We start from the raw sequence: 20,914 nt of genomic DNA on the forward strand, positions 1-20,914 counted from the left end.
ATTTCAATGTGCAGCGGGCGTATTGCCCGCTGCGTTGGGTTGTGGACTCGTTACGGCGTCCACCACGCGCTCCATTTGCATGAAGCGCGAGCCTTTCACGAGAAGCGTTGCAGCAGCGCCGAAATCGGCCTGCTGCAATTGCGCGACCAGCGTGCCGACATCGGCGACGTGATGCGCGCCCGCGCCATACGCGGTACAGGCGTCGCGCGAGGCGTCGCCCATGGCGTACAACGCGTCGATGCCGCGTTCTTTGGCGTAGGCACCGATTTCGCGGTGAAACGCCGGGCCGTTGTCGCCGACTTCACCCATGTCGCCCATCACCAGCACGCGCGGTGAAGCGCGCGACGCGAGCACGTCGATTGCCGCGCGCATCGAATCGGGATTCGCGTTATAGGTGTCGTCGATCACGGTTGCGCCGGCGAGTGTGCCGAGCACGGCGTGCTTCACCTGCAAGCGGCCTTTCACTGCACCGAACAATTCGAGACCGCGCTTGATCGCTTCGAGCGAAACGCCTGCGGCGAGCGCAGCCGAAGTCGCGGCCAACGCGTTGTGCGCGTTATGGTCGCCGAGCACTTGCAGTGTGACGTCGACGTGGCCTTCCGGCGTGTCGATACTCAATACATTGCTCGCGAACGTGCCGGTTACCGCGGCTTCGGTCACTCGCTCGGCGGTGTTCAAGGCGAAGTCGACGATGCGGTTGCCCGTTGCCGCCACGCGCCAGATGCTTGCGTAAGCATCGTCGGCCGGAAACACGGCGACGCCTTCCGGCGTAAGCGCGTGAATCACGCTCGCGTGTTCAAGCGCGACGGCTTCGACCGTTGCCATGAATTCCTGGTGCTCGCGCTGGGCGTTGTTCACCACCGCGACCGTCGGCTCGGCGATCTTCGCGAGCAGTGCAGTTTCGCCGGGATGGTTCATGCCGAGTTCGACCACCGCCAGCCGATGCACGGTGTGCAGACGGAACAGCGTGAGCGGCAAGCCGATATCGTTGTTGAAGTTGCCGGCCGTCGCGAGGCGTGCGTCCGCACCGACCGCAGCGGCGAAGATCGACGCGATCATTTCCTTGACCGTCGTCTTGCCGTTGCTGCCCGTCACGGCGACAAGCGGCATGCTGAACTTGCGGCGCCAGCCGCGCGCGAGGGCGCCGAGCGCGACACGCGTATCGGCCACACGCAACGCGGGCACGTGCCAGTCGCCTGGCGTGCGTGTCGCCAGCACTGCCGTGACGTTGCGCGACGCGACTTCCGGCAGGAAGTCGTGCGCGTCGAAACGCTCACCTTTGATCGCGACGAACAGATCGCCCGGACCGGCGCTCCGGCTATCGGTCGACACACGTTCGAACGTAACGCTGTCATCACCCAGCACGGTTGCACCGGGGATCAGCGCGGCAGCTTCACGCAGCGAGAACATTGCGACACCTTGCTGAGTCATTCGCCACCTCCGCGTGCCTGCGTCGCCCGTGCGGCGAGCGCAAGACGAGCGTGGTCCTGATCGGAGAAAGCGCGTTTCTTACCCATGATTTCCTGTGTTGCCTCATGTCCCTTGCCGGCCAGCACGATGACGTCTTCGCGTGCGGCGTTGCGGATCGCTTGCAGGATCGCGCTCGCGCGGTCCTCGATGCAACGCGCCTTCGACGCGTCTTTCATGCCTGCGGCGATCTGCTCGATGATCGAGCGCGGATCTTCGCTACGCGGGTTGTCGCTCGTGACGACCACGCCGTCGGCGAGCCTCTCGGCGATCGCGCCCATCAGCGGACGCTTGGTCGCGTCGCGATCGCCGCCGCAGCCGAACATGCAGATCAGTTCGCCGCCTCGTGCGGCCGCCATCGGGCGTAATGCTTCGAGCGTCTTTTCCAGCGCGTCCGGCGTATGCGCGTAGTCGATCACGACGAGCGGCTCATCGTTCTGCAGGCGGCCGCCGAGACGTTGCATGCGGCCGTTCACCGGCTCGAGCTTCGCGAGTTCGGCGAGCGCTGCGTCGAACGGCACGTCGGCGGCGAGCAATGCGCCGAGTACGCCGAGCAGATTGCTGACGTTGAATGCGCCGAGCGTTTGCACTTCGACTTCGGCGTTGCCCCAGTCGGACGTGGTCAGATGAAACGCGGTGCCGGTGGCGGTTGCACGTACGTTTGACGCGAGCAGCAACGCGTCGGCTTGCGGCGCGTCTTTGAGCGCTTCGTCGAGACCGTAGGCGATCGTGCGCGTGTGACCCTTCGTGCTCGCAAGCAGACGGCGGCCAGCGGCATCGTCGCGATTGATCACCGCGGCACGCAATTCCGGCCATGCGAACAGGCGCGCTTTGGCGGTTTCGTAGGCTTCGAACGTGCCGTGATAGTCGAGGTGGTCCTGCGTGAGATTCGTGAACACGGCGATGTCGAACGCCGTGCCGTTCACGCGGCCCTGATGCAACGCGTGGGACGACACTTCCATCGCCACCGCCTGAGCACCCGCGTCGCGCAACTGCGCGAGGCTGCGTTGCAGTTGGGGCGCGTCTGGCGTCGTGAACCCGGTATGGACGAGTTGACCCGGCAGACCTGTGCCGAGCGTGCCGATGATCGCGCAACGTTTGCCGAGCGCGGTCAGCGCGGCGGAAATCCACTGGCTGCACGACGTCTTGCCGTTGGTGCCGGTGATGCCGACCGTCAGCATGCCGTCGCTCGGATCGTTATACCAGGCGCTCGCAATCGAACCGGCGAGTTCGTTCAACGCCGGTACGGCCAGCGTCGTGGACGGATCGATCGCGTCGCCAAAACCTTCGGGCTGGACGAGCACGGCTGCTGCGCCACGCTCGAGCGCGCTGTCAATGAACGGGCGGTTGTCCGCACCGTCGACCGCATAGGCGAAGAACGCGTCACCGGCCGCGATCGAACGCGTGTCGGCGTGCAGATGCGCGCCTGGCTGCACATGAGTGTGCAGCCAGTTGAGTGCGGCGGCGATCTGCCGATGCGCTGGATGCTTCTTACGCAGCGCGCTCATCGCACAACTCCGGGATGGCTTCTCGCATTGGCGGAGATCGTCATCTTCTTCGCGCCACTGCTGGTGGACAGTTTCTTGACCGCCACGGGCGAGGGTGGTGCGCTCGGCGCGACAGGCGCCGAGTCGTCCGACACGACCATCTGTTTGACCGGCATGTCCGGCGGCACATTCAGCGAGCGCAGCGTATCGCCGACGATCGCCGAGAACACCGGACCCGACACCTGACCGCCGAAGTGGCTGCCTGCCGTCGGTTCGTCGACCGACACGGCGACGACGATGCGCGGATTCGGCATCGGCGCCATGCCGACGAACGAGGCGCGGTATTTGGAGTGGTCGTAGCCGTGCGCGCCGTGCTTGTACGCGGTACCGCTCTTGCCGCCGACGCGGTAGCCCGGCACCGCCGCATCCGGCGAGGTGCCGCCCGGCGCCGTGACGGTTTCGAGCATTGCGCGCACTTCGCGAGCGGTGGTGGGCGCGAAAATCTGCGGCCCCGTGGCCGGCTGATCGCCAGGCGTGCGGAAAATCGACACCGGCATGATCTCGCCGTCATGCGCGATCGCGGTGTACGCGCGGCCCAGCTGGAACAGCGACACCGACAGGCCATAGCCATACGACATGGTCGCCTGTTCGATGCGGCGCCAGCTCTTCCACGGACGCAGACGGCCCGCCGCCGCGCCTGGGAAGCCGACCTTCGGCGCCTGGCCGAGACCGATGCTGGTGTACATGTTCCACATCTCTTCGGGCTTGAGCTGCATGGCGATCTTCGTCGCGCCGATGTTGCTCGACTTCTGGATCACGCCGCCCACCGTCAGCACGCCGAACGCGCTGTCGTCGGTAATCGGCGCACCGTCGAGCACAAAGCGGCCCGGCCCCGTATCTACCAGTGTAGTCGGCGTCACGCGGTGCAGGTCGAGCGCGAGCGACACCGTGAACGGCTTCATGATCGAACCCGGCTCGAAGGTGTCCGTGAGAATGCGGTTGCGCAACTGATCGCCCGTGAGGTGCGAACGGTCGTTCGGGTTGTACGTCGGGTAGTTAACCAGCGCCAGCACCTCGCCGGTCCGCACGTCGATCACCATCGCCGCGCCGGCCTTCGCCTTGAACTTCTCGACAGCCGCTTTCAGGTTCGTATAAGCGATGTACTGGATCTTGCTGTCGATCGAGAGATCGACGTCCTGCCCGTTGTGCGGCACGACCTGCTCATCCACATCTTCGATGATGTGGCCCATGCGGTCTTTAATGACGCGGCGGCTGCCCGACACGCCGGCCAGCAATTTCTGGTCGCCGAGTTCGACGCCCTCCTGACCTTCGTCTTCCACATTGGTGAAGCCGATCAGGTGGGCCGTGATTTCGCCTTCCGGATAGAAACGCTTGTACTCGTCGCGCGCATAAATGCCGGGGATGTCCAGCGCGGTGACTTTCTCGGCGACGTCAACCGGCACCTGGCGCTTCACGTAGACGAAGTTCTTGTCCTCCGACAGCTTGGCGCGCAGCTCCTTGTTGGTCATGCCGAGCAGTTTGCCGAGCTGGTTCAGCTTGTCGGCGCCGAGGTCGTCCGGCACCGAGTCGGGAATCGCCCAAATGGCGCGCACCGGCAGACTCGTGGCGAGCACGAGGCCGTTGCGGTCGAGAATCTTGCCGCGCGTGGCCGGCAGTTCGAGGCGGCGCTGATACCGGATTTCACCCTGCTTCTGATAGAAGGCGTTGCCGGGCCCCTGAATCCAGAAGGCGCGCGCGGTCAGCGCGACAAACGCCATGAACAGCATGAACACGACGAGTTTCGAGCGCCACATGGGCAGTCGCACCGACAGGATCGGGTTCGCCGAAAAGGCAACGCTTTTGCGAGTCGACGATTTTTTCATCGCACGCCTCCGCGACCGTTCGCAACCGGCGACGAGGCCGGGCCGGAAGTCGGGATCGGCGCGTCCTCAGCCTTGGCGGCGCCCGGGTCGAGCGTCAGGTACTGGGTGCGGCCGGTCGTGACCGCCTGCATCTTCAGGGAATCGGTAGCGATCTGCTCGATACGCGAAGTCTTCGACAACGCGCTCTGCTGATATTGAAGCTGCGAATAATCCTGCTGCAGCTGGCGCTCCTGGGACTGGGCGCGCTGCAACTGGATAAAGATCTGACGCTGCTGATTGGTTGCGTTGACGACAGACAAAGCGCAGCCCATTACGATCATCAGCAGGAAGATATTGAGGCGATTCATGGTGCAATCCGCTCCGCCACACGCATCACGGCAGAACGGGCGCGCGGGTTCGCGGCGACTTCAGCGTCGCTGGCGAACACGCGCCCGATGATTTTGAGCGGAGGGCTCGGCAGGTCGACTGCGCGAATCGGCAGACGGCGATCCACCGCAGGCGTACTGGCGTGCGCCTGCATGAATCGCTTGACGATCCGGTCCTCGAGCGAATGAAAGCTGATGACCACCAGCCGCCCCCCTTGCTCCAACAGCGACAACGCTGCTTCTAAAACGACTTGCAGCTCCGCAAGCTCTTGATTGATGTGAATCCGTATAGCTTGAAAGGTGCGGGTTGCCGGATCCTTGCCCTTCTCACGGGTCTTGACGACGTTAGCCACGATTTGGGCAAGCTCGCCCGTGCTGACGAGAGGCCCAAGACGGTCGGACTCTGCCCGGCGAGCAACAAGCGCCTTTGCAATCTGAAAAGCAAACCGTTCTTCCCCATAATCTCGTATCACCTCCGTCAGTTCCTGCACCGTGGCCCGCGCCAGCCAGTCAGCGGCAGACTCGCCGCGCGTCGGGTCCATCCGCATGTCGAGCGGGCCGTCGGCGCGGAAACTGAAACCCCGCTCCGGATCGTCGACTTGCGGCGACGACACGCCCAGATCCAATAAAACGCCCGACACCCGTCCTACTCCGCGTTCCGCAATCGCGTCGCGCAGTGAAGCAAAACTCTCGTGCACGATGCCAAAGCGCGGATCGGCAATCTGCTGCGCCGTGGCGATGGCGAGCGGGTCTTTGTCGAACGCAATCAGGCGCCCCGCTTCACCCAGCTTCTCCAGCACCAGGCGGCTATGACCGCCGCGCCCAAACGTACCGTCCACATAAACGCCGTCCGCGCGCGTGACCAGCGCTTCGACCGCTTCTTCCAGCAGCACCGTGCGATGCTGCAATTCGTTTCTCATCGCAGGTGCCATATATGTAATCCGCGATCAGAACGTGAAATTCTTTAACGCTTCGGGCATGCCCTCGGCGATCGCTGCCTGTTCCTTTGCTGCGTAAATTTGTGCGTCCCACAACTCGAAGTGACGACCCATGCCGAGCAGGTTCACTTCTTTTTCCAGCGAGCCGGCTGCGCGCAATTCCGGCGACACGAGCACACGGCCCGCGCCGTCCATATCGACGTCCATGGCATTGCCGAGAAAAATGCGCTTCCACCAGGCCGCGTTCATGGGCAGCTTGTCGACCTTGTCACGGAAGATCTCCCACTCCGGGCGCGGAAAGAGCAACAGGCAGCCGTCCGGGTGCTTGGTGATCGTCACCCGGCCCTCTGCCTGTGTTTGCAGCGCATCCCGATAACGAGAGGGAATCGACATCCGCCCTTTCGCATCGAGCGTCAGCGCCGACGCCCCTTGGAACACTTCGCTCTCCCCTGTCGACCCGAGTTAGCGCTTTGGCGCTTACTCGGGTCCCATGCAACCTGGTTGCTAACGGCGCTTTTGCGCCGGCTGCCCGATTCGTGAAAATCTACCCGAAACCGCTCGTGAGATCACACAAAAATACACTTTCTCACACTGTCTCCCACTTTAGAGTAACGCTAAACAGGGGTCAAGGGAGATACGCGCTTTTCGAGCGAATTTTGTTTGTTAGAACAAGGACTTAGCGCGACTCCTTCACGTCAGACATAAAACGGAAAACCGTTATAAATGAATGAGCTAGTGAAACTTGTGAAGGTGATACGTGAAAAGTGCGAGGGAAAGGCGCGGAATGTAAGAGATCGTGAAGCGGGATTGGAAGGTGTTTGCTGGCGTTCCGGGGTATTGCGGGCAGACGGCGCGCGAAGCGCCGCCCCACTCTCAGACAATGCGTGAGGAGACGTCGAACTTATATGTAATAGGCAGTGCGTGTCATGACTTTCGATACTGCCCGCATGAGTGCGCGCGCAGGAAACGGCAACTCGACACCGCCTGCGTCCATGGCGGACTTACCGTGCTCCGCTTCGTCCACGCGCATCTGTTCGACGATCGCACGCGACTCGCGGTCGGCCTCGGGCAACTGATCCAGATGGCTGTCCAGATGCTGCTCGACCTGACGTTCGGTTTCGGCCATGAAGCCCAGACTCACCCGATCGCCCAGGCGGCCTGCCGCGAGGCCGATTGCCAGCGCCCCTGTATACCAAAGCGGGTTCAACAGACTTGGACGCGAATCGAGTGCCTCGAGGCGTTTGGCGGTCCACGCCAGATGGTCCTCTTCTTCTATGGCCGCGTGATTGAACACAGCCCGCAAAGACGGCGACCTGGTAGCGAGTTTCTGAGCCTGATACAGCGCCTGGGCGCACACCTCGCCGACATGATTCACACGCATCAAGCCGGCCGCATGCGCGCGTTCCGCCTGGGAGAGCTCGGCAGGTTCCATTACCGATTCTTGCGGAACCGGCAACGGACGACTCATCCGCGACACGCCGGTCATTGAGCGTAAACCCCGATCAAACTCGCTAATTAACTCGTCCAGAAACATTCAGCACTCCCTGATTCGACAACCGCCGCGCCACGTCAGCAGGTCCGCATGACAAGGCTTTGCAGGACAAACCCGGCGGTTCGCGAACCGCGAATTCGGGCGAATCCTGTGGCCAATTCTGGATTTTAGACCATGTTGCGTAAACGAAACAGGAACCGTCCTGACCGTCTCCTTTTTCTTTGTGCCATGTATGCCTTTTGTTACATTACGTGCAACTTCTCGCGAAGTTGGACATGCAAGGCCTCAACGCTACATAAATATTCGCCTTGTACAAAAGATTCGTAATCCTTGGAGATCATTCGATGAAAAAGTCGCTTCTCGCTCTCGCAGCACTGGGCGCATTCGCAGGCGTCGCACATGCTCAGAGCAGCGTGACCCTGTACGGTATCATTGACGAAGGCTTCAACATCAACACCAATTCGGGTGGCAAGCACCTGTACAACCTGTCCAGCGGCGTTCTGCAAGGTTCGCGTTTCGGCCTGCGTGGCACGGAAGATCTGGGCGGCGGTCTGAAGGCAATCTTCGTGTTGGAAAACGGTTTTGACGTGAACACCGGCAAGCTGGGTCAAGGCGGCCTGATGTTCGGTCGTCAAGCTTACGTCGGTCTGTCGAGCCAGTTCGGCACGGTCACGATGGGTCGTCAGTACGACTCCGTCGTCGACTACGTCGGTCCGCTGGAAGCCGGTGACCAGTGGGGCGGCTACATCGCTGCTCACCCGGGTGACATCGACAACTTCAACAACGCGTACCGCACCAACAACACGGTCAAGTACACGAGCGCAAACTACGGCGGCCTGACGTTCGGCGGCACGTACAGCTTCGGCGGCGTTGCTGGCAACGTCACGTCGAACCAGATCTGGTCGTTGGGCGCTGGCTACAACAACGGTCCGTTGGTCTTGGGCGTCGGCTACTTGAACGCGCGCACCCCGTCGGCATCGGGTGGCCTGTTCAACAATGGCGGCACGACGACGGCAGCGAACGCAGCTGTGACGTCGCCGGTCTACGCTGGCTTCGCATCGGCTAACACGTACCAGGTGATCGGTGCAGGCGGCGCATACACGTTCGGCGCAGCAACGATCGGTGCAACGTACTCGAACATCCGCTTCGGCAACCTGGGCGCTTCGTTCACGTCGCCGTACAAGGGTCAGTCGGCTACGTTCAACAATGCGGAACTCAACTTCAAGTATCAGTTGACCCCGGCATTGCTGGTCGGCGCAGCGTATGACTACACGCGCGGCGCGGAAATCAACGGCGCATCGCGTGCTCAGTACCACCAAGGCTCGCTCGGCGTGGACTACTTCCTGTCCAAGCGTACCGACGTGTACGTGATCGGTGTGTACCAACACGCTCTGGGCGAAACGCTGAATGCATCGGGCGCTACGGTCGACGCAACGGCTGGCATCAACGGCCTGACGGGTTCGTCGAACCAGAACCAACTCGCAGCTCGCGTCGGTATTCGCCACAAGTTCTAATAAGTCGTAATAAAGCAGTCTGCCTCAAAGGCGCCTTCGGGCGCCTTTTTTTATGGCCGCGCGGCGCGCCACGGATCGACTGGCTGGCGTGGAAACGACGGGCCAAAGAGAAAGGCCTGGCAGATTTCCATCTGCCAGGCCTTTCTCTTTCTTTCCTGCCATGCGTTACTTCTAGTTGGCGCTGCCCCGGACAACGAGCCTGATACGCGTGATGCGCCTATGCCCGGCCGTCGCGCAACTCGCGACGCAGAATCTTGCCGACATTGCTCTTGGGCAACTCAGTCCGGAATTCGACGATCTTCGGCCGCTTGTAACCGGTCAACTGCTGCTTGCAATACGCAAAGATGTCCGCGTCGGTAAGCGCCGGGTCTTTCTTCACCACGAACAGTTTCACCGCTTCGCCCGAATGCTGATCCGGCACGCCAACCGCCGCGACTTCGAACACGCCCGGCAGCTTGGCGACCACGTCCTCGATTTCGTTCGGATAGACGTTGAAGCCGGAGACCAGAATCATGTCCTTCTTCCGATCGACGATCTTGACGAAGCCATTTTCGTTCATCAATCCGACATCGCCCGATTTGAAGAAGCCATCCGGCGTCATGACCTGGGCCGTTTCATCCGGACGGTTCCAGTAGCCAGCCATCACCTGCGGACCGCGAATACAGATTTCTCCCGGCTGGCCGAGCGGCACCTCGTTGCCTTCGTCGTCACGAATCGAGATTTCCGTGGACGGCAGCGGCAAGCCAATCGTGCCGCTATATTCCGTGACGGTGACCGGATTGCAGGTGACGCACGGCGACGTCTCCGACAGACCGTAGCCTTCGATGATCGGCGTATGCGTGTGCTCGAACCAGCGTTTGGCGACGGCTTCCTGCACCGCCATACCGCCGCCATTTGCTGCGATCAGCTTCGAAAAATCGAGTTTGTGGAAGTCAGGGCTGTTCAACATCGCGTTGTACAGCGTGTTGACAGCGGGAATCGTCGTGATCGGGTAGCCTTCCAGCGCCTTGATCATGCCGCGGATGTCGCGCGGATTTGGAATCAGCACACCGAGGCCGCCCGTGCGGATCGTCAGAAGCCCGCACACCGTCAACGCAAAGACGTGATAGAGCGGCAGCGCGACAACCGTGATGAACTGATCGATGTCCGTGCGGTTAGCGCGAACCGGATCCAGCCAGATTTCCGACTGCAGCACATTCGCGATCAGGTTCCGATGCAGGAGCGTCGCGCCCTTGGCCACGCCGGTCGTGCCACCCGTGTACTGGAGAAAGGCGACGTCGTCCGGACCTTGCTGGACCGGCTTGAAACTCTGGCGCCCGCCCTCGGCGATTGCGGTATTGAACTTGACGTGGCCCGGCAGACTCCACGCCGGCACCATCTTCTTCACGCGACGCACGACGAAGTTCACCAACGCGCCCTTCACGCCCATCAGATCGCCCATTGCGGCGACAACGACGTGTTTGACCGACGTGTTGCGTACGATTGCCTGCAGCGTGACAGCGAAGTTTTCGAGCAGGATGATCGCTTCCGCGCCGCTGTCCTTGAGCTGATGCTCGAGCTCGCGCGGCGTGTAAAGCGGGTTCACATTCACTACGACGTAGCCCGCGCGCAGGATCGCCGCGATGGCCACCGGATATTGCAGCACGTTCGGCATCATGATCGCGATGCGGGCGCCGCGGGCAAGGCCCTTCGACTGAAACCACGCGGCCAGCTTGCGCGAAAGCACATCAAGCTCGCCGTAGCTGATTTCCTTGCCCATGCACACGAAGGCCGGTTTGGCGCGGTAGTCGCGGAAGGCTTCTTCGAGCAGTTCGGCGACGGACGAATAGCGAGTCGGGTCAATCTCTGCGGGAACGCCGGGTGGATAAGATTTCAGCCAGATTTTGTCCATGCAGCGTCTCCTCCTTTATTTTCGAATGGTCGTGCTAAAAACGCATCGTAGCATGGGCACCCCTGTGCTATTCGCGAAAAGCGGGCGGGTTAGACTGCAGCCTCGAACCCGCTGAGGGCCGTGGCCGCGAGATTTTTGAGCAGGTTTTCAGGCGCGTTCGACTTCGACAAGGCAGTCATAAAACGTGGCCGATCCGCCCAGGTCGGTGAGCGCCTGACTGGTGACCTGGTTGGCATTGCGGCCGTCCGGCGCGAGTTTTTTCCACCAGATCGACAGGCCGACCACAAGCCCTTGCCGTGCCTTGTCGGTGACACGGGCGCGTGCGTGCATCGCGCCGCGATCGTTGAATATGCGCACCTGGTCGCCGTCGGCGATGTTTCGCTGCTGCGCGTCGGCTGGGTGAATGTCCAGGTGCGGCTCGCCTTCCGTCGAGCGCAAGCTTTCAACGTTGACGAAAGTGCTGTTCAGGAAGTTGCGGGCAGGCGGCGAGATCATCGCAAGCGGGTAACGGGCGGCGAGCTCGGGCGCGCCGTCTGCGGATTCGTAAGGCGGCAGATAATCCGGCAGCGGATCGAGCCCTTGCTGCGCAAGGCGCTCGCTGAAGAACTCGCATTTTCCGGACGGCGTGCGAAAACCACCCTCGGCGAACGGCGCGTCAGGCAGGTTCAGCTTTGCCCAGCCTGTTTTCTTCAACGAGTCCCAGCTGACGCCTTGCAGCGTGTTGTCGTCCCAGCGGAATGCCGACTGTGCGATAGCGTCGTCGCTTTCGTAAAGCGCCGGCTCCTGAAGGCCCATGTGACGTGCGAAGCCACGAAATATCTCGGTGTTCGGGCGTGCATCGCCAACCGGCGCGATCGCCGGCAAGTTGACCATCACATGCGTGTGTCCGTACGACTTATGCACGTCGAGGTGTTCGAGTTGTGTCGTGGCAGGCAAAAGCAGATCGGCGTAGTCCGCGGTGTCGGTCTGAAAGTGCTCGAGCACGATCGTGAACAGGTCCTCGCGTGCAAAACCTGCGGCAACCCGTTCCGAATCCGGCGCGACCGCCACCGGATTCGAGTTATAAACGATGATCGCTTCGACTTTCGGGCCGAACGTAGCGTCGCCCGGGTGCAGCAACGCGTCGCCGATTGCGTTCATATTGATCACGCGCGATGCCTTTGCAGGCCAGCCCGGCATCAGGTCCGGGCGCTGCAACGCGTGCGAATCCACCGGCGCCCATCCGCCCGACGACAGCAACACACCGCCCGCTCGCTCGCGCCATGCGCCGGTCAGCGAAGGCAGACACGCAATTGCGCGCACGGCGTTACCGCCGCCACGCACCCGCTGCAGGCCATAGTTCATCCGGATCGCGGCTTTTTTCGTGCTGCCGTAAAGGCGTGCAAGCTCGACGATCACCTGCTCGTCGATACCGCAAATCTGGGCGGCACGCGACGGCGGATAGCTGAGCGCGCGGTCTTTCAGTTCAGCAAAGCCCAGCGTATGGGCCGCGATGTAGGCGTGGTCGAGCAGATTTTCCGTGATCAGCACGTTGATCATGCCAAGCGCTAAAGCGCCGTCGGTTCCCGGTTTCAGTGCAATGTGCTGGTGGCATTTTTCCGCTGTCAGTGACCGGTACGGATCGATGGCGATCAACCGTGCGCCGCGACGCTTGGCTTCCTGAACGCGTGTCCAGAAGTGCAGGTTCGATGCGATGGGATTCGAGCCCCAGATCAGAATGACCTCGCTCTCGGCAAAAAACTCGGTATGCATACCGAGGCTCGCGCCGTAGGTGTATTTCAGCCCCGCCGCGCCGGCGGCTGCACAAATCGTGCGGTCTAACTGCGATGCGCCGAGTTTGTGAAAGAATCGCTGCGCAATGCTTTCGCCTTGAACCAGGCCCATCGTGCCCGCGTAGCTGTACGGCATGATGGCTTCAGGTGCCCGGTTCGCAATCTCCGACAGGCGTGCTGCCGCCAACTCGTACGCCTCATCCCAGCTGATCGGTTCAAAACGGCCTTCGCCTTTGGGGCCGACGCGCTTCATCGGTGTGGTCAGTCGATGCGGATGGTGCACCCGCTCGGCATAGCGACTGACTTTGGTACATAGCGCACCTTGAGTCGGAGGATGGTCGGGATCGCCGACGACCTTGATCGCCCGTCCGTCTTCGACGATCACGCGCATCGCGCAGGTATCAGGGCAATCGTGCGGGCACACCGCGCGGGCGAATTCAGTCGGAGCATTCATCGGCGATCCGTCCAGGAGAGCGGTAAGCGGTGAGACGATCCCGGATTTTATTACGTCCGTTGCCCGTTGACTCGGGTGCTGCCGCCAAAAACGCCTTCGGCGTAGAATCGGTTATCAACGTGCCCCGGGCGATATGGCCCCGAGCGATTCCACGCAAAGCAAAGCACAAGCGCACCATCATGAAACTGATCCCAGAAATCCAGGCCGCCCACGGTGAAATTCAGACCCTCCGCCGAACGATTCATGCACATCCCGAGTTGCGCTACGAAGAGACAGCCACAGCGGATCTGGTTGCCAGAACACTTGAGTCCTGGGGCATCGAAATTCATCGCGGATTGGGCAAAACAGGTGTAGTCGGCATACTGAAGCGCGGCAACGGATCGCGTTCGATCGGACTGCGCGCCGACATGGATGCGTTGCCGATTCAGGAGCTAAACAGCTTCGATCATCGCTCGCGGAACGACGGCAAAATGCACGCGTGCGGTCATGACGGACATACCGCGATGCTGCTCGGCGCGGCGCGACATCTGGTCAAGCACGGCGAATTTGACGGCACGATCGTGTTCATCTTTCAGCCTGCAGAAGAAGGCGGTGCCGGCGCGCAGGCGATGATCGACGATGGCCTGTTCACGAAGTTTCCGGTCGATGCCGTTTTCGGAATTCACAACTGGCCGGGTATGCCGGCAGGCCACTTCGGCGTGACCGAAGGCCCGATCATGGCATCCAGCAACGAATTCCGCATTGAAATCAAAGGCGTGGGTTCGCACGCGGCATTGCCGCACAATGGCCGCGACCCCGTGTTCACGGCGGTACAGATCGCGAACGGGTTGCAAAGCATCATCACGCGAAACAAGAAACCGCTCGATACTGCGGTTCTGTCGATCACCCAGATCCACGCCGGCGACGCCGTCAATGTCGTCCCGGACGATGCGTGGATTGCAGGCACCGTGCGGACTTTTACCACCGAAACGCTTGATCTGATTGAAGCGCGCATGCGCAAGATCGCCGAAAGTACGGCCGAGGCTTACGATTGCTCGGTGGATATCCACTTCCACCGCAACTATCCGCCGACCATCAACAGTAGCGAAGAGGCGCGCTTTGCTGCGGCAGTCATGAAAGAAATTGTCGGCGCGGAAAATGTCGACGACGCGGTCGAACCGACGATGGGCGCCGAGGATTTTTCGTTCATGCTGCTGGCCAAGCCGGGCTGTTATGCATTTCTCGGCAATGGTGACGGTGGACACCGGGACTCAGGACATGGCGCCGGGCCTTGCATGCTGCATAACGCGAGCTATGACTTCAACGATGAGCTATTGCCGATCGGCTCAACGTACTGGGTGCGGCTGGCGCAGCGATTTCTGGCACAGGGGAAATAAGGCGGCTGAATGGATCTGGTCGACGGCCTGTACGTCGCGCGTGTCTTTGTCTGTGTGACACGCTACTGGGATCAGGCACGTTTATCTGGACTGACGGGTTACGCGAACGCGCTGCGGATCGGAAAGGAGTGAGCGCCGGAGGAACCGGCGCGTACCGGGCGAAGTTGCGTGGCGCCGGAGTTTTCCGGTCCGGCGATGGCTGGCGAACGGGCCGCCGGTCTGCGCACGGCCCTGAAGGCAGATTTGAAGAGGAAGGGTAGATCTTGCCTGCGCACGGCAGTGAGCAGACTGTCGCAGCCGTGATGGCATGGCAAGGCGCAGCCGCGTAGCGGGTCCGGGTCTTCTTTTCCGGGTCTGCTTTTCCGGGTCTGCTTTTCCGGGTCTGCTTTTCCGGGTCTGCTTTTCCGGGTCTGCTTTTCCGGGTCTGCTTTTCCGGGTCTGCTGTTCCGGGCCGGTTGCTGCCGCCGTAAACGCAGAAACCCCACCTTTTGGGGTGGGGTTTCTGTTGCTGCAGGGGAGCCTGACGATTACCTACTTTCACACGGGAATCCGCACTATCATCGGCGTGGAGTCGTTTCACGGTCCTGTTCGGGATGGGAAGGGGTGGGACCGACTCGCTATGGTCATCAGGCATGACTTGTTGCTGTAGTGCCTTGGGGCAAGACAGCCAATCTGGAAGAAGTAGTTTCTGGTGATGCTCACCAGAGGGAGATTCGGGGGTTGTGTTGTTTCCGGCACAACACTGATCTCAACCTGTGTGCTGCCCCCTGCGGGGGTTGTTTCGGCTAAGCGCTAAAGCGCAACCCGAAACGAAACACACCTGTTATAGGATCAAGCCTTACGGGCAATTAGTATCAGTTAGCTTAACGCATTACTGCGCTTCCACACCTGACCTATCAACGTCCTGGTCTTGAACGACCCTTCAAGGGGCTCGAAGCCCCGGGGATATCTCATCTTAAGGCGAGTTTCCCGCTTAGATGCTTTCAGCGGTTATCTCTTCCGAACATAGCTACCCGGCGATGCCACTGGCGTGACAACCGGTACACCAGAGGTTCGTCCACTCCGGTCCTCTCGTACTAGGAGCAGCCCCCTTCAAATATCCAGCGCCCACGGCAGATAGGGACCAAACTGTCTCACGACGTTTTAAACCCAGCTCACGTACCTCTTTAAATGGCGAACAGCCATACCCTTGGGACCGGCTACAGCCCCAGGATGAGATGAGCCGACATCGAGGTGCCAAACACCGCCGTCGATATGAACTCTTGGGCGGTATCAGCCTGTTATCCCCAGAGTACCTTTTATCCGTTGAGCGATGGCCCTTCCATACAGAACCACCGGATCACTATGACCTGCTTTCGCACCTGCTCGACTTGTCGGTCTCGCAGTTAAGCACGCTTATGCCATTGCACTATCAGCACGATTTCCGACCGTACCTAGCGTACCTTCGTACTCCTCCGTTACACTTTGGGAGGAGACCGCCCCAGTCAAACTGCCTACCATGCACTGTCCCCAGTCCGGATAACGGACCAAGGTTAGAACCTCAAACAAACCAGGGTGGTATTTCAAGGACGGCTCCACGCAGACTGGCGTCCACGCTTCATAGCCTCCCACCTATCCTACACAGATCGGTTCAAAGTCCAATGCAAAGCTACAGTAAAGGTTCATGGGGTCTTTCCGTCTAGCCGCGGGGAGATTGCATCATCACAAACACTTCAACTTCGCTGAGTCTCGGGAGGAGACAGTGTGGCCATCGTTACGCCATTCGTGCAGGTCGGAACTTACCCGACAAGGAATTTCGCTACCTTAGGACCGTTATAGTTACGGCCGCCGTTTACCGGGACTTCAATCAAGAGCTTGCACCCCATCATTTAATCTTCCGGCACCGGGCAGGCGTCACACCCTATACGTCCACTTTCGTGTTTGCAGAGTGCTGTGTTTTTATTAAACAGTCGCAGCCACCAGTTTATTGCAACCCCTTCACCCTTCTGGCGCAGGCCAGTCAAGCTACAGGGGCGTACCTTATCCCGAAGTTACGGTACCAATTTGCCGAGTTCCTTCTCCCGAGTTCTCTCAAGCGCCTTAGAATACTCATCTCGCCCACCTGTGTCGGTTTGCGGTACGGTCCTGTTAAACTGAAGCTTAGAGGCTTTTCTTGGAACCACTTCCAGTTGCTTCTTCACCTAAGTGAATGGCCTCGCACCCTTGAATTCCGCGCCCGGATTTGCCAAAGCGCCTTCTCCAATGCAAGGACCGGGACTTCCAACACCCGGACAACCTTCCGCGATCCGTCCCCCCATCGCATTTAACAATGGTGCAGGAATATTAACCTGCTTCCCATCAGCTACGCATTTCTGCCTCGCCTTAGGGGCCGACTCACCCTACGCCGATGAACGTTGCGTAGGAAACCTTGGGCTTACGGCGAGGGGGCCTTTCACCCCCTTTATCGCTACTCATGTCAGCATTCGCACTTCCGATACCTCCAGCACACTTTCCAGTGCACCTTCGCAGGCTTACGGAACGCTCTCCTACCATGCACATAAATGTGCATCCGCAGCTTCGGTATATTGCTTAGCCCCGTTACATCTTCCGCGCAGGACGACTCGATCAGTGAGCTATTACGCTTTCTTTAAAGGATGGCTGCTTCTAAGCCAACCTCCTGACTGTTTTAGCCTTCCCACTTCGTTTCCCACTTAGCAATATTTGGGGACCTTAGCTGGCGGTCTGGGTTGTTTCCCTCTTGACACCGGACGTTAGCACCCGATGTCTGTCTCCCGTGATTGCACTCTTCGGTATTCGGAGTTTGCTATGGCGTAGTAATCCGCAATGGACCCCACAACCATGACAGTGCTCTACCCCCGAAGGTGATACACGAGGCACTACCTAAATAGTTTTCGGAGAGAACCAGCTATTTCCAGGTTTGTTTAGCCTTTCACCCCTATCCACAGCTCATCCCCTAACTTTTCAACGTTAGTGGGTTCGGACCTCCAGTACGTGTTACCGCACCTTCATCCTGGCCATGGATAGATCACCTGGTTTCGGGTCTACACCCAGCGACTGAACGCCCTGTTCGGACTCGCTTTCGCTACGCCTGCCCTAATCGGTTAAGCTTGCCACTGAATGTAAGTCGCTGACCCATTATACAAAAGGTACGCCGTCACCCCTTGCGAGGCTCCGACTGTTTGTATGCATGCGGTTTCAGGATCTGTTTCACTCCCCTCCCGGGGTTCTTTTCGCCTTTCCCTCACGGTACTGGTTCACTATCGGTCGATCACGAGTATTTAGCCTTGGAGGATGGTCCCCCCATCTTCAGACAGGATTTCACGTGTCCCGCCCTACTTGTCGTACACCTAGTTCTTTCAAACTGTTTTCGTCTACAGGGCTATCACCTGCTATGGCGGCACTTTCCAGAGCCTTCGACTAACAATAAGAATAAAGAGTACAGGCTGATCCCATTTCGCTCGCCACTACTCTGGGAATCTCGGTTGATTTCTTTTCCTGCGGTTACTTAGATGTTTCAGTTCACCGCGTTCGCTTCACGTAACCTATGTATTCAGTTACGGATACCTCAAAAGAGGTGGGTTTCCCCATTCGGACATCGACGGATCAAAGCTCGTTTGCCAGCTCCCCGTCGCTTTTCGCAGGCTACCGCGTCCTTCATCGCCTGTGATCGCCAAGGCATCCACCACATGCACTTGTTCGCTTGACCCTATAACGGGTGTGTCTCATGTGTCATTCACTGGGAATGCCACCTTCGCCACAATCGCTACAGGTTGAGTATTCGTGTTGCGCCGTATTCCAAAGCAATCTTTCGATCACTTAAAAATACATTGATACAATCACAACCCTGATTCACCTACTCACACACCCATCTCTAAGTATGCTTTCGTGAATCTCTTTACTACTTCTTCCTGATTGTTAAAGAACGACAGCCGATATCACGATTGCTATAACCGCGTATCACTCTGACTGGCTCAATCGCCAATGCCTGTTTCACTACACCGCAAACCCCTTTCAGGGCTTGCCGCAGTAAAACCGGCATTGAAGATTGGTGGAGGATGACGGGATCGAACCGACGACCCCCTGCTTGCAAAGCAGGTGCTCTCCCAGCTGAGCTAATCCCCCAGTCATGCACAGATAGCATCATCACACTTCAGGGTTCATCGACTAGCGCAGCCATCGCAGACAAGACAATGGTGGGTCTGGATGGATTCGAACCATCGACCCCCGCCTTATCAAGACGGTGCTCTAACCGACTGAGCTACAGACCCCTCAGTCTGTCTGACTTACTGTCCTAATTCACAGCCGATAAGCGTGAGCGCTCAACGCATTGACACGTTAGCTCGAGAAAGGAGGTGATCCAGCCGCACCTTCCGATACGGCTACCTTGTTACGACTTCACCCCAGTCATGAATCCTACCGTGGTGACCGTCCTCCTTGCGGTTAGACTAGCCACTTCTGGTAAAACCCACTCCCATGGTGTGACGGGCGGTGTGTACAAGACCCGGGAACGTATTCACCGCGGCATGCTGATCCGCGATTACTAGCGATTCCAGCTTCACGCACTCGAGTTGCAGAGTGCGATCCGGACTACGATCGGTTTTCTGGGATTGGCTCCACCTCGCGGCTTGGCAACCCTCTGTTCCGACCATTGTATGACGTGTGAAGCCCTACCCATAAGGGCCATGAGGACTTGACGTCATCCCCACCTTCCTCCGGTTTGTCACCGGCAGTCTCCCTAGAGTGCTCTTGCGTAGCAACTAGGGACAAGGGTTGCGCTCGTTGCGGGACTTAACCCAACATCTCACGACACGAGCTGACGACAGCCATGCAGCACCTGTGTTATGGCTCCCTTTCGGGCACCCCCACCTCTCAGCAGGGTTCCATACATGTCAAGGGTAGGTAAGGTTTTTCGCGTTGCATCGAATTAATCCACATCATCCACCGCTTGTGCGGGTCCCCGTCAATTCCTTTGAGTTTTAATCTTGCGACCGTACTCCCCAGGCGGTCAACTTCACGCGTTAGCTACGTTACCAAGTCAATGAAGACCCGACAACTAGTTGACATCGTTTAGGGCGTGGACTACCAGGGTATCTAATCCTGTTTGCTCCCCACGCTTTCGTGCATGAGCGTCAGTATTGGCCCAGGGGGCTGCCTTCGCCATCGGTATTCCTCCACATCTCTACGCATTTCACTGCTACACGTGGAATTCTACCCCCCTCTGCCATACTCTAGCCCGCCAGTCACAAATGCAGTTCCCAGGTTAAGCCCGGGGATTTCACATCTGTCTTAGCGAACCGCCTGCGCACGCTTTACGCCCAGTAATTCCGATTAACGCTTGCACCCTACGTATTACCGCGGCTGCTGGCACGTAGTTAGCCGGTGCTTATTCTTCCGGTACCGTCATCCCCCCACCATATTAGGGCGGAGGTTTTCTTTCCGGACAAAAGTGCTTTACAACCCGAAGGCCTTCTTCACACACGCGGCATTGCTGGATCAGGCTTGCGCCCATTGTCCAAAATTCCCCACTGCTGCCTCCCGTAGGAGTCTGGGCCGTGTCTCAGTCCCAGTGTGGCTGGTCGTCCTCTCAGACCAGCTACAGATCGTCGCCTTGGTAGGCCTTTACCCCACCAACTAGCTAATCTGCCATCGGCCGCCCCTGTAGCGAGAGGTCCTAAGATCCCCCCCTTTCCTCCGTAGAGCGTATGCGGTATTAATCCGGCTTTCGCCGGGCTATCCCCCACTACAGGACACGTTCCGATGTATTACTCACCCGTTCGCCACTCGCCACCAGACCGAAGTCCGTGCTGCCGTTCGACTTGCATGTGTAAGGCATGCCGCCAGCGTTCAATCTGAGCCAGGATCAAACTCTTCAGTTCAAACCTGTTACTGTTTTTCGGGCTCTTTCGAACCCGGTCGCTCACTCAACGTACTGACGAATGATCATCCCATCGGCGTGAATCCACCCCGACAGGAAAACCTTCCTTTAATACTAGTGTGAGACTTGATACTTTCGCTTATGCCGGACCCCGAAGGCTCCGGCGCGCGTCGCGCATCAAGCGCCCACACTTATCGGCTGTTAATTTTTAAAGATCGATCCGCATTCACTACCGAAACCGCACCGTGCCGCATACCTCGCAACCACCGGCACCGCTTCGTTCTGCGTCGCTGCATCTGCAGCAGAGAAACGAGATTATGAAGAACTTCCGCTACGCCGTCAACAGGTTTTTATAACTTCCTGAACCCGTTCACTTCGCGCAAAGCCTTGCCACTGCTGG

Annotated in this window: 12 protein-coding genes, 2 tRNA genes and 3 rRNA genes; 3 read left to right on the plus strand and 14 right to left on the minus strand. The window is 59.3% G+C overall.

Annotated features, from left to right (window positions below):
* Window positions 1-3 precede the first annotated feature (3 nt).
* From ACOSV0_RS17680 to coq7, 7 genes are all read right to left on the minus strand, one after another.
* Window positions 4-1,431, minus strand: coding sequence for a UDP-N-acetylmuramoyl-tripeptide--D-alanyl-D-alanine ligase (locus ACOSV0_RS17680; protein ID WP_434107415.1), 1,428 nt, complete (start codon window positions 1,429-1,431; stop codon window positions 4-6).
* Window positions 1,428-2,975, minus strand: coding sequence for a UDP-N-acetylmuramoyl-L-alanyl-D-glutamate--2,6-diaminopimelate ligase (locus ACOSV0_RS17685; RefSeq protein WP_434107416.1), 1,548 nt, complete (start codon window positions 2,973-2,975; stop codon window positions 1,428-1,430). Before ACOSV0_RS17685 ends, ACOSV0_RS17680 begins: the two co-directional genes overlap by 4 nt.
* Window positions 2,972-4,837, minus strand: coding sequence for a peptidoglycan D,D-transpeptidase FtsI family protein (locus ACOSV0_RS17690; protein WP_434107417.1), 1,866 nt, complete (start codon window positions 4,835-4,837; stop codon window positions 2,972-2,974). Before ACOSV0_RS17690 ends, ACOSV0_RS17685 begins: the two co-directional genes overlap by 4 nt.
* Window positions 4,834-5,184, minus strand: coding sequence for a cell division protein FtsL (gene ftsL, locus ACOSV0_RS17695; RefSeq protein WP_434107418.1), 351 nt, complete (start codon window positions 5,182-5,184; stop codon window positions 4,834-4,836). Before ftsL ends, ACOSV0_RS17690 begins: the two co-directional genes overlap by 4 nt.
* Window positions 5,181-6,134 (minus strand): 16S rRNA (cytosine(1402)-N(4))-methyltransferase RsmH, encoded by a 954-nt coding sequence (gene rsmH, locus ACOSV0_RS17700; protein WP_434107419.1) that lies wholly within the window; start codon window positions 6,132-6,134, stop codon window positions 5,181-5,183. Before rsmH ends, ftsL begins: the two co-directional genes overlap by 4 nt.
* Window positions 6,135-6,149: 15 nt before the next feature.
* Complete coding sequence (gene mraZ / locus ACOSV0_RS17705; protein WP_025647927.1) at window positions 6,150-6,578, minus strand: division/cell wall cluster transcriptional repressor MraZ; 429 nt, start codon at window positions 6,576-6,578, stop codon at window positions 6,150-6,152.
* A gap of 463 nt (window positions 6,579-7,041) precedes the next feature.
* Window positions 7,042-7,674: a 2-polyprenyl-3-methyl-6-methoxy-1,4-benzoquinone monooxygenase gene (coq7, locus tag ACOSV0_RS17710; protein ID WP_434107420.1), complete on the minus strand. Its 633-nt coding sequence runs from the start codon at window positions 7,672-7,674 to the stop codon at window positions 7,042-7,044.
* A gap of 302 nt (window positions 7,675-7,976) precedes the next feature.
* On the opposite strand from coq7, the gene ACOSV0_RS17715 reads away from it, so the two are divergent.
* Window positions 7,977-9,146 (plus strand): porin, encoded by a 1,170-nt coding sequence (locus ACOSV0_RS17715; protein WP_434107421.1) that lies wholly within the window; start codon window positions 7,977-7,979, stop codon window positions 9,144-9,146.
* Window positions 9,147-9,363: 217 nt separating this feature from the next.
* Here the strand turns inward: ACOSV0_RS17715 and ACOSV0_RS17720 are convergent, their stop codons facing one another.
* Window positions 9,364-11,037 carry a long-chain fatty acid--CoA ligase gene (locus ACOSV0_RS17720; RefSeq protein WP_434107422.1) on the minus strand — a complete coding sequence of 558 codons (1,674 nt, stop codon included), beginning with the start codon at window positions 11,035-11,037 and terminating at the stop codon, window positions 9,364-9,366.
* A 147-nt stretch (window positions 11,038-11,184) separates the two neighbouring features.
* Window positions 11,185-13,263: a molybdopterin-containing oxidoreductase family protein gene (locus tag ACOSV0_RS17725; RefSeq protein ID WP_434107424.1), complete on the minus strand. Its 2,079-nt coding sequence runs from the start codon at window positions 13,261-13,263 to the stop codon at window positions 11,185-11,187.
* Window positions 13,264-13,442: 179 nt separating this feature from the next.
* Here ACOSV0_RS17725 and ACOSV0_RS17730 point away from each other — a divergent pair, with 179 nt between their 5' ends.
* Both ACOSV0_RS17730 and ACOSV0_RS17735 read left to right on the plus strand, forming a co-directional pair.
* Window positions 13,443-14,639 carry a M20 aminoacylase family protein gene (locus tag ACOSV0_RS17730; RefSeq protein ID WP_434107426.1) on the plus strand — a complete coding sequence of 399 codons (1,197 nt, stop codon included), beginning with the start codon at window positions 13,443-13,445 and terminating at the stop codon, window positions 14,637-14,639.
* Window positions 14,640-14,648: 9 nt separating this feature from the next.
* Complete coding sequence (locus ACOSV0_RS17735) at window positions 14,649-14,771, plus strand: hypothetical protein (protein ID WP_434107428.1); 123 nt, start codon at window positions 14,649-14,651, stop codon at window positions 14,769-14,771.
* A 386-nt stretch (window positions 14,772-15,157) separates the two neighbouring features.
* On the opposite strand, the gene rrf is transcribed toward ACOSV0_RS17735, so the two are convergent.
* The 5 genes from rrf to ACOSV0_RS17760 form a co-directional block, all read right to left on the minus strand.
* Window positions 15,158-15,270 (minus strand): 5S ribosomal RNA (gene rrf, locus ACOSV0_RS17740).
* Between the two features lie 196 nt (window positions 15,271-15,466).
* Window positions 15,467-18,345 (minus strand): 23S ribosomal RNA (locus tag ACOSV0_RS17745).
* 340 nt (window positions 18,346-18,685) lie between these two features.
* Window positions 18,686-18,761 (minus strand) — tRNA-Ala (locus ACOSV0_RS17750).
* 69 nt (window positions 18,762-18,830) lie between these two features.
* Window positions 18,831-18,907 (minus strand) — tRNA-Ile (locus ACOSV0_RS17755).
* A 77-nt stretch (window positions 18,908-18,984) separates the two neighbouring features.
* Window positions 18,985-20,515: ribosomal RNA gene (locus ACOSV0_RS17760) — 16S ribosomal RNA — on the minus strand.
* Together the 16S, 23S and 5S rRNA genes with 2 tRNA genes alongside form the textbook arrangement of a ribosomal RNA operon.
* Window positions 20,516-20,914 lie beyond the last annotated feature (399 nt).

Origin of the sequence: Paraburkholderia caffeinilytica, from assembly GCF_051027425.1 — a bacterium.
GTDB classification, from domain to species: domain Bacteria; phylum Pseudomonadota; class Gammaproteobacteria; order Burkholderiales; family Burkholderiaceae; genus Paraburkholderia; species Paraburkholderia caffeinilytica_A.

Excerpts from the sequence above, each read along its gene's own strand:
- ACOSV0_RS17680 (WP_434107415.1), bottom strand. The coding sequence starts at position 1,431 with ATGACTCAGCAAGGTGTCGCAATGTTCTCGCTGCGTGAAGCTGCCGCG.
- ACOSV0_RS17685 (WP_434107416.1), bottom strand. The coding sequence starts at position 2,975 with ATGAGCGCGCTGCGTAAGAAGCATCCAGCGCATCGGCAGATCGCCGCC.
- ACOSV0_RS17690 (WP_434107417.1), bottom strand. The coding sequence starts at position 4,837 with ATGAAAAAATCGTCGACTCGCAAAAGCGTTGCCTTTTCGGCGAACCCG.
- ftsL (WP_434107418.1), bottom strand. The coding sequence starts at position 5,184 with ATGAATCGCCTCAATATCTTCCTGCTGATGATCGTAATGGGCTGCGCT.
- rsmH (WP_434107419.1), bottom strand. The coding sequence starts at position 6,134 with ATGGCACCTGCGATGAGAAACGAATTGCAGCATCGCACGGTGCTGCTG.
- coq7 (WP_434107420.1), bottom strand. The coding sequence starts at position 7,674 with ATGTTTCTGGACGAGTTAATTAGCGAGTTTGATCGGGGTTTACGCTCA.
- ACOSV0_RS17715 (WP_434107421.1), top strand. The coding sequence starts at position 7,977 with ATGAAAAAGTCGCTTCTCGCTCTCGCAGCACTGGGCGCATTCGCAGGC.
- ACOSV0_RS17720 (WP_434107422.1), bottom strand. The coding sequence starts at position 11,037 with ATGGACAAAATCTGGCTGAAATCTTATCCACCCGGCGTTCCCGCAGAG.
- ACOSV0_RS17725 (WP_434107424.1), bottom strand. The coding sequence starts at position 13,263 with ATGAATGCTCCGACTGAATTCGCCCGCGCGGTGTGCCCGCACGATTGC.
- ACOSV0_RS17730 (WP_434107426.1), top strand. The coding sequence starts at position 13,443 with ATGAAACTGATCCCAGAAATCCAGGCCGCCCACGGTGAAATTCAGACC.
- ACOSV0_RS17735 (WP_434107428.1), top strand. The coding sequence starts at position 14,649 with ATGGATCTGGTCGACGGCCTGTACGTCGCGCGTGTCTTTGTCTGTGTG.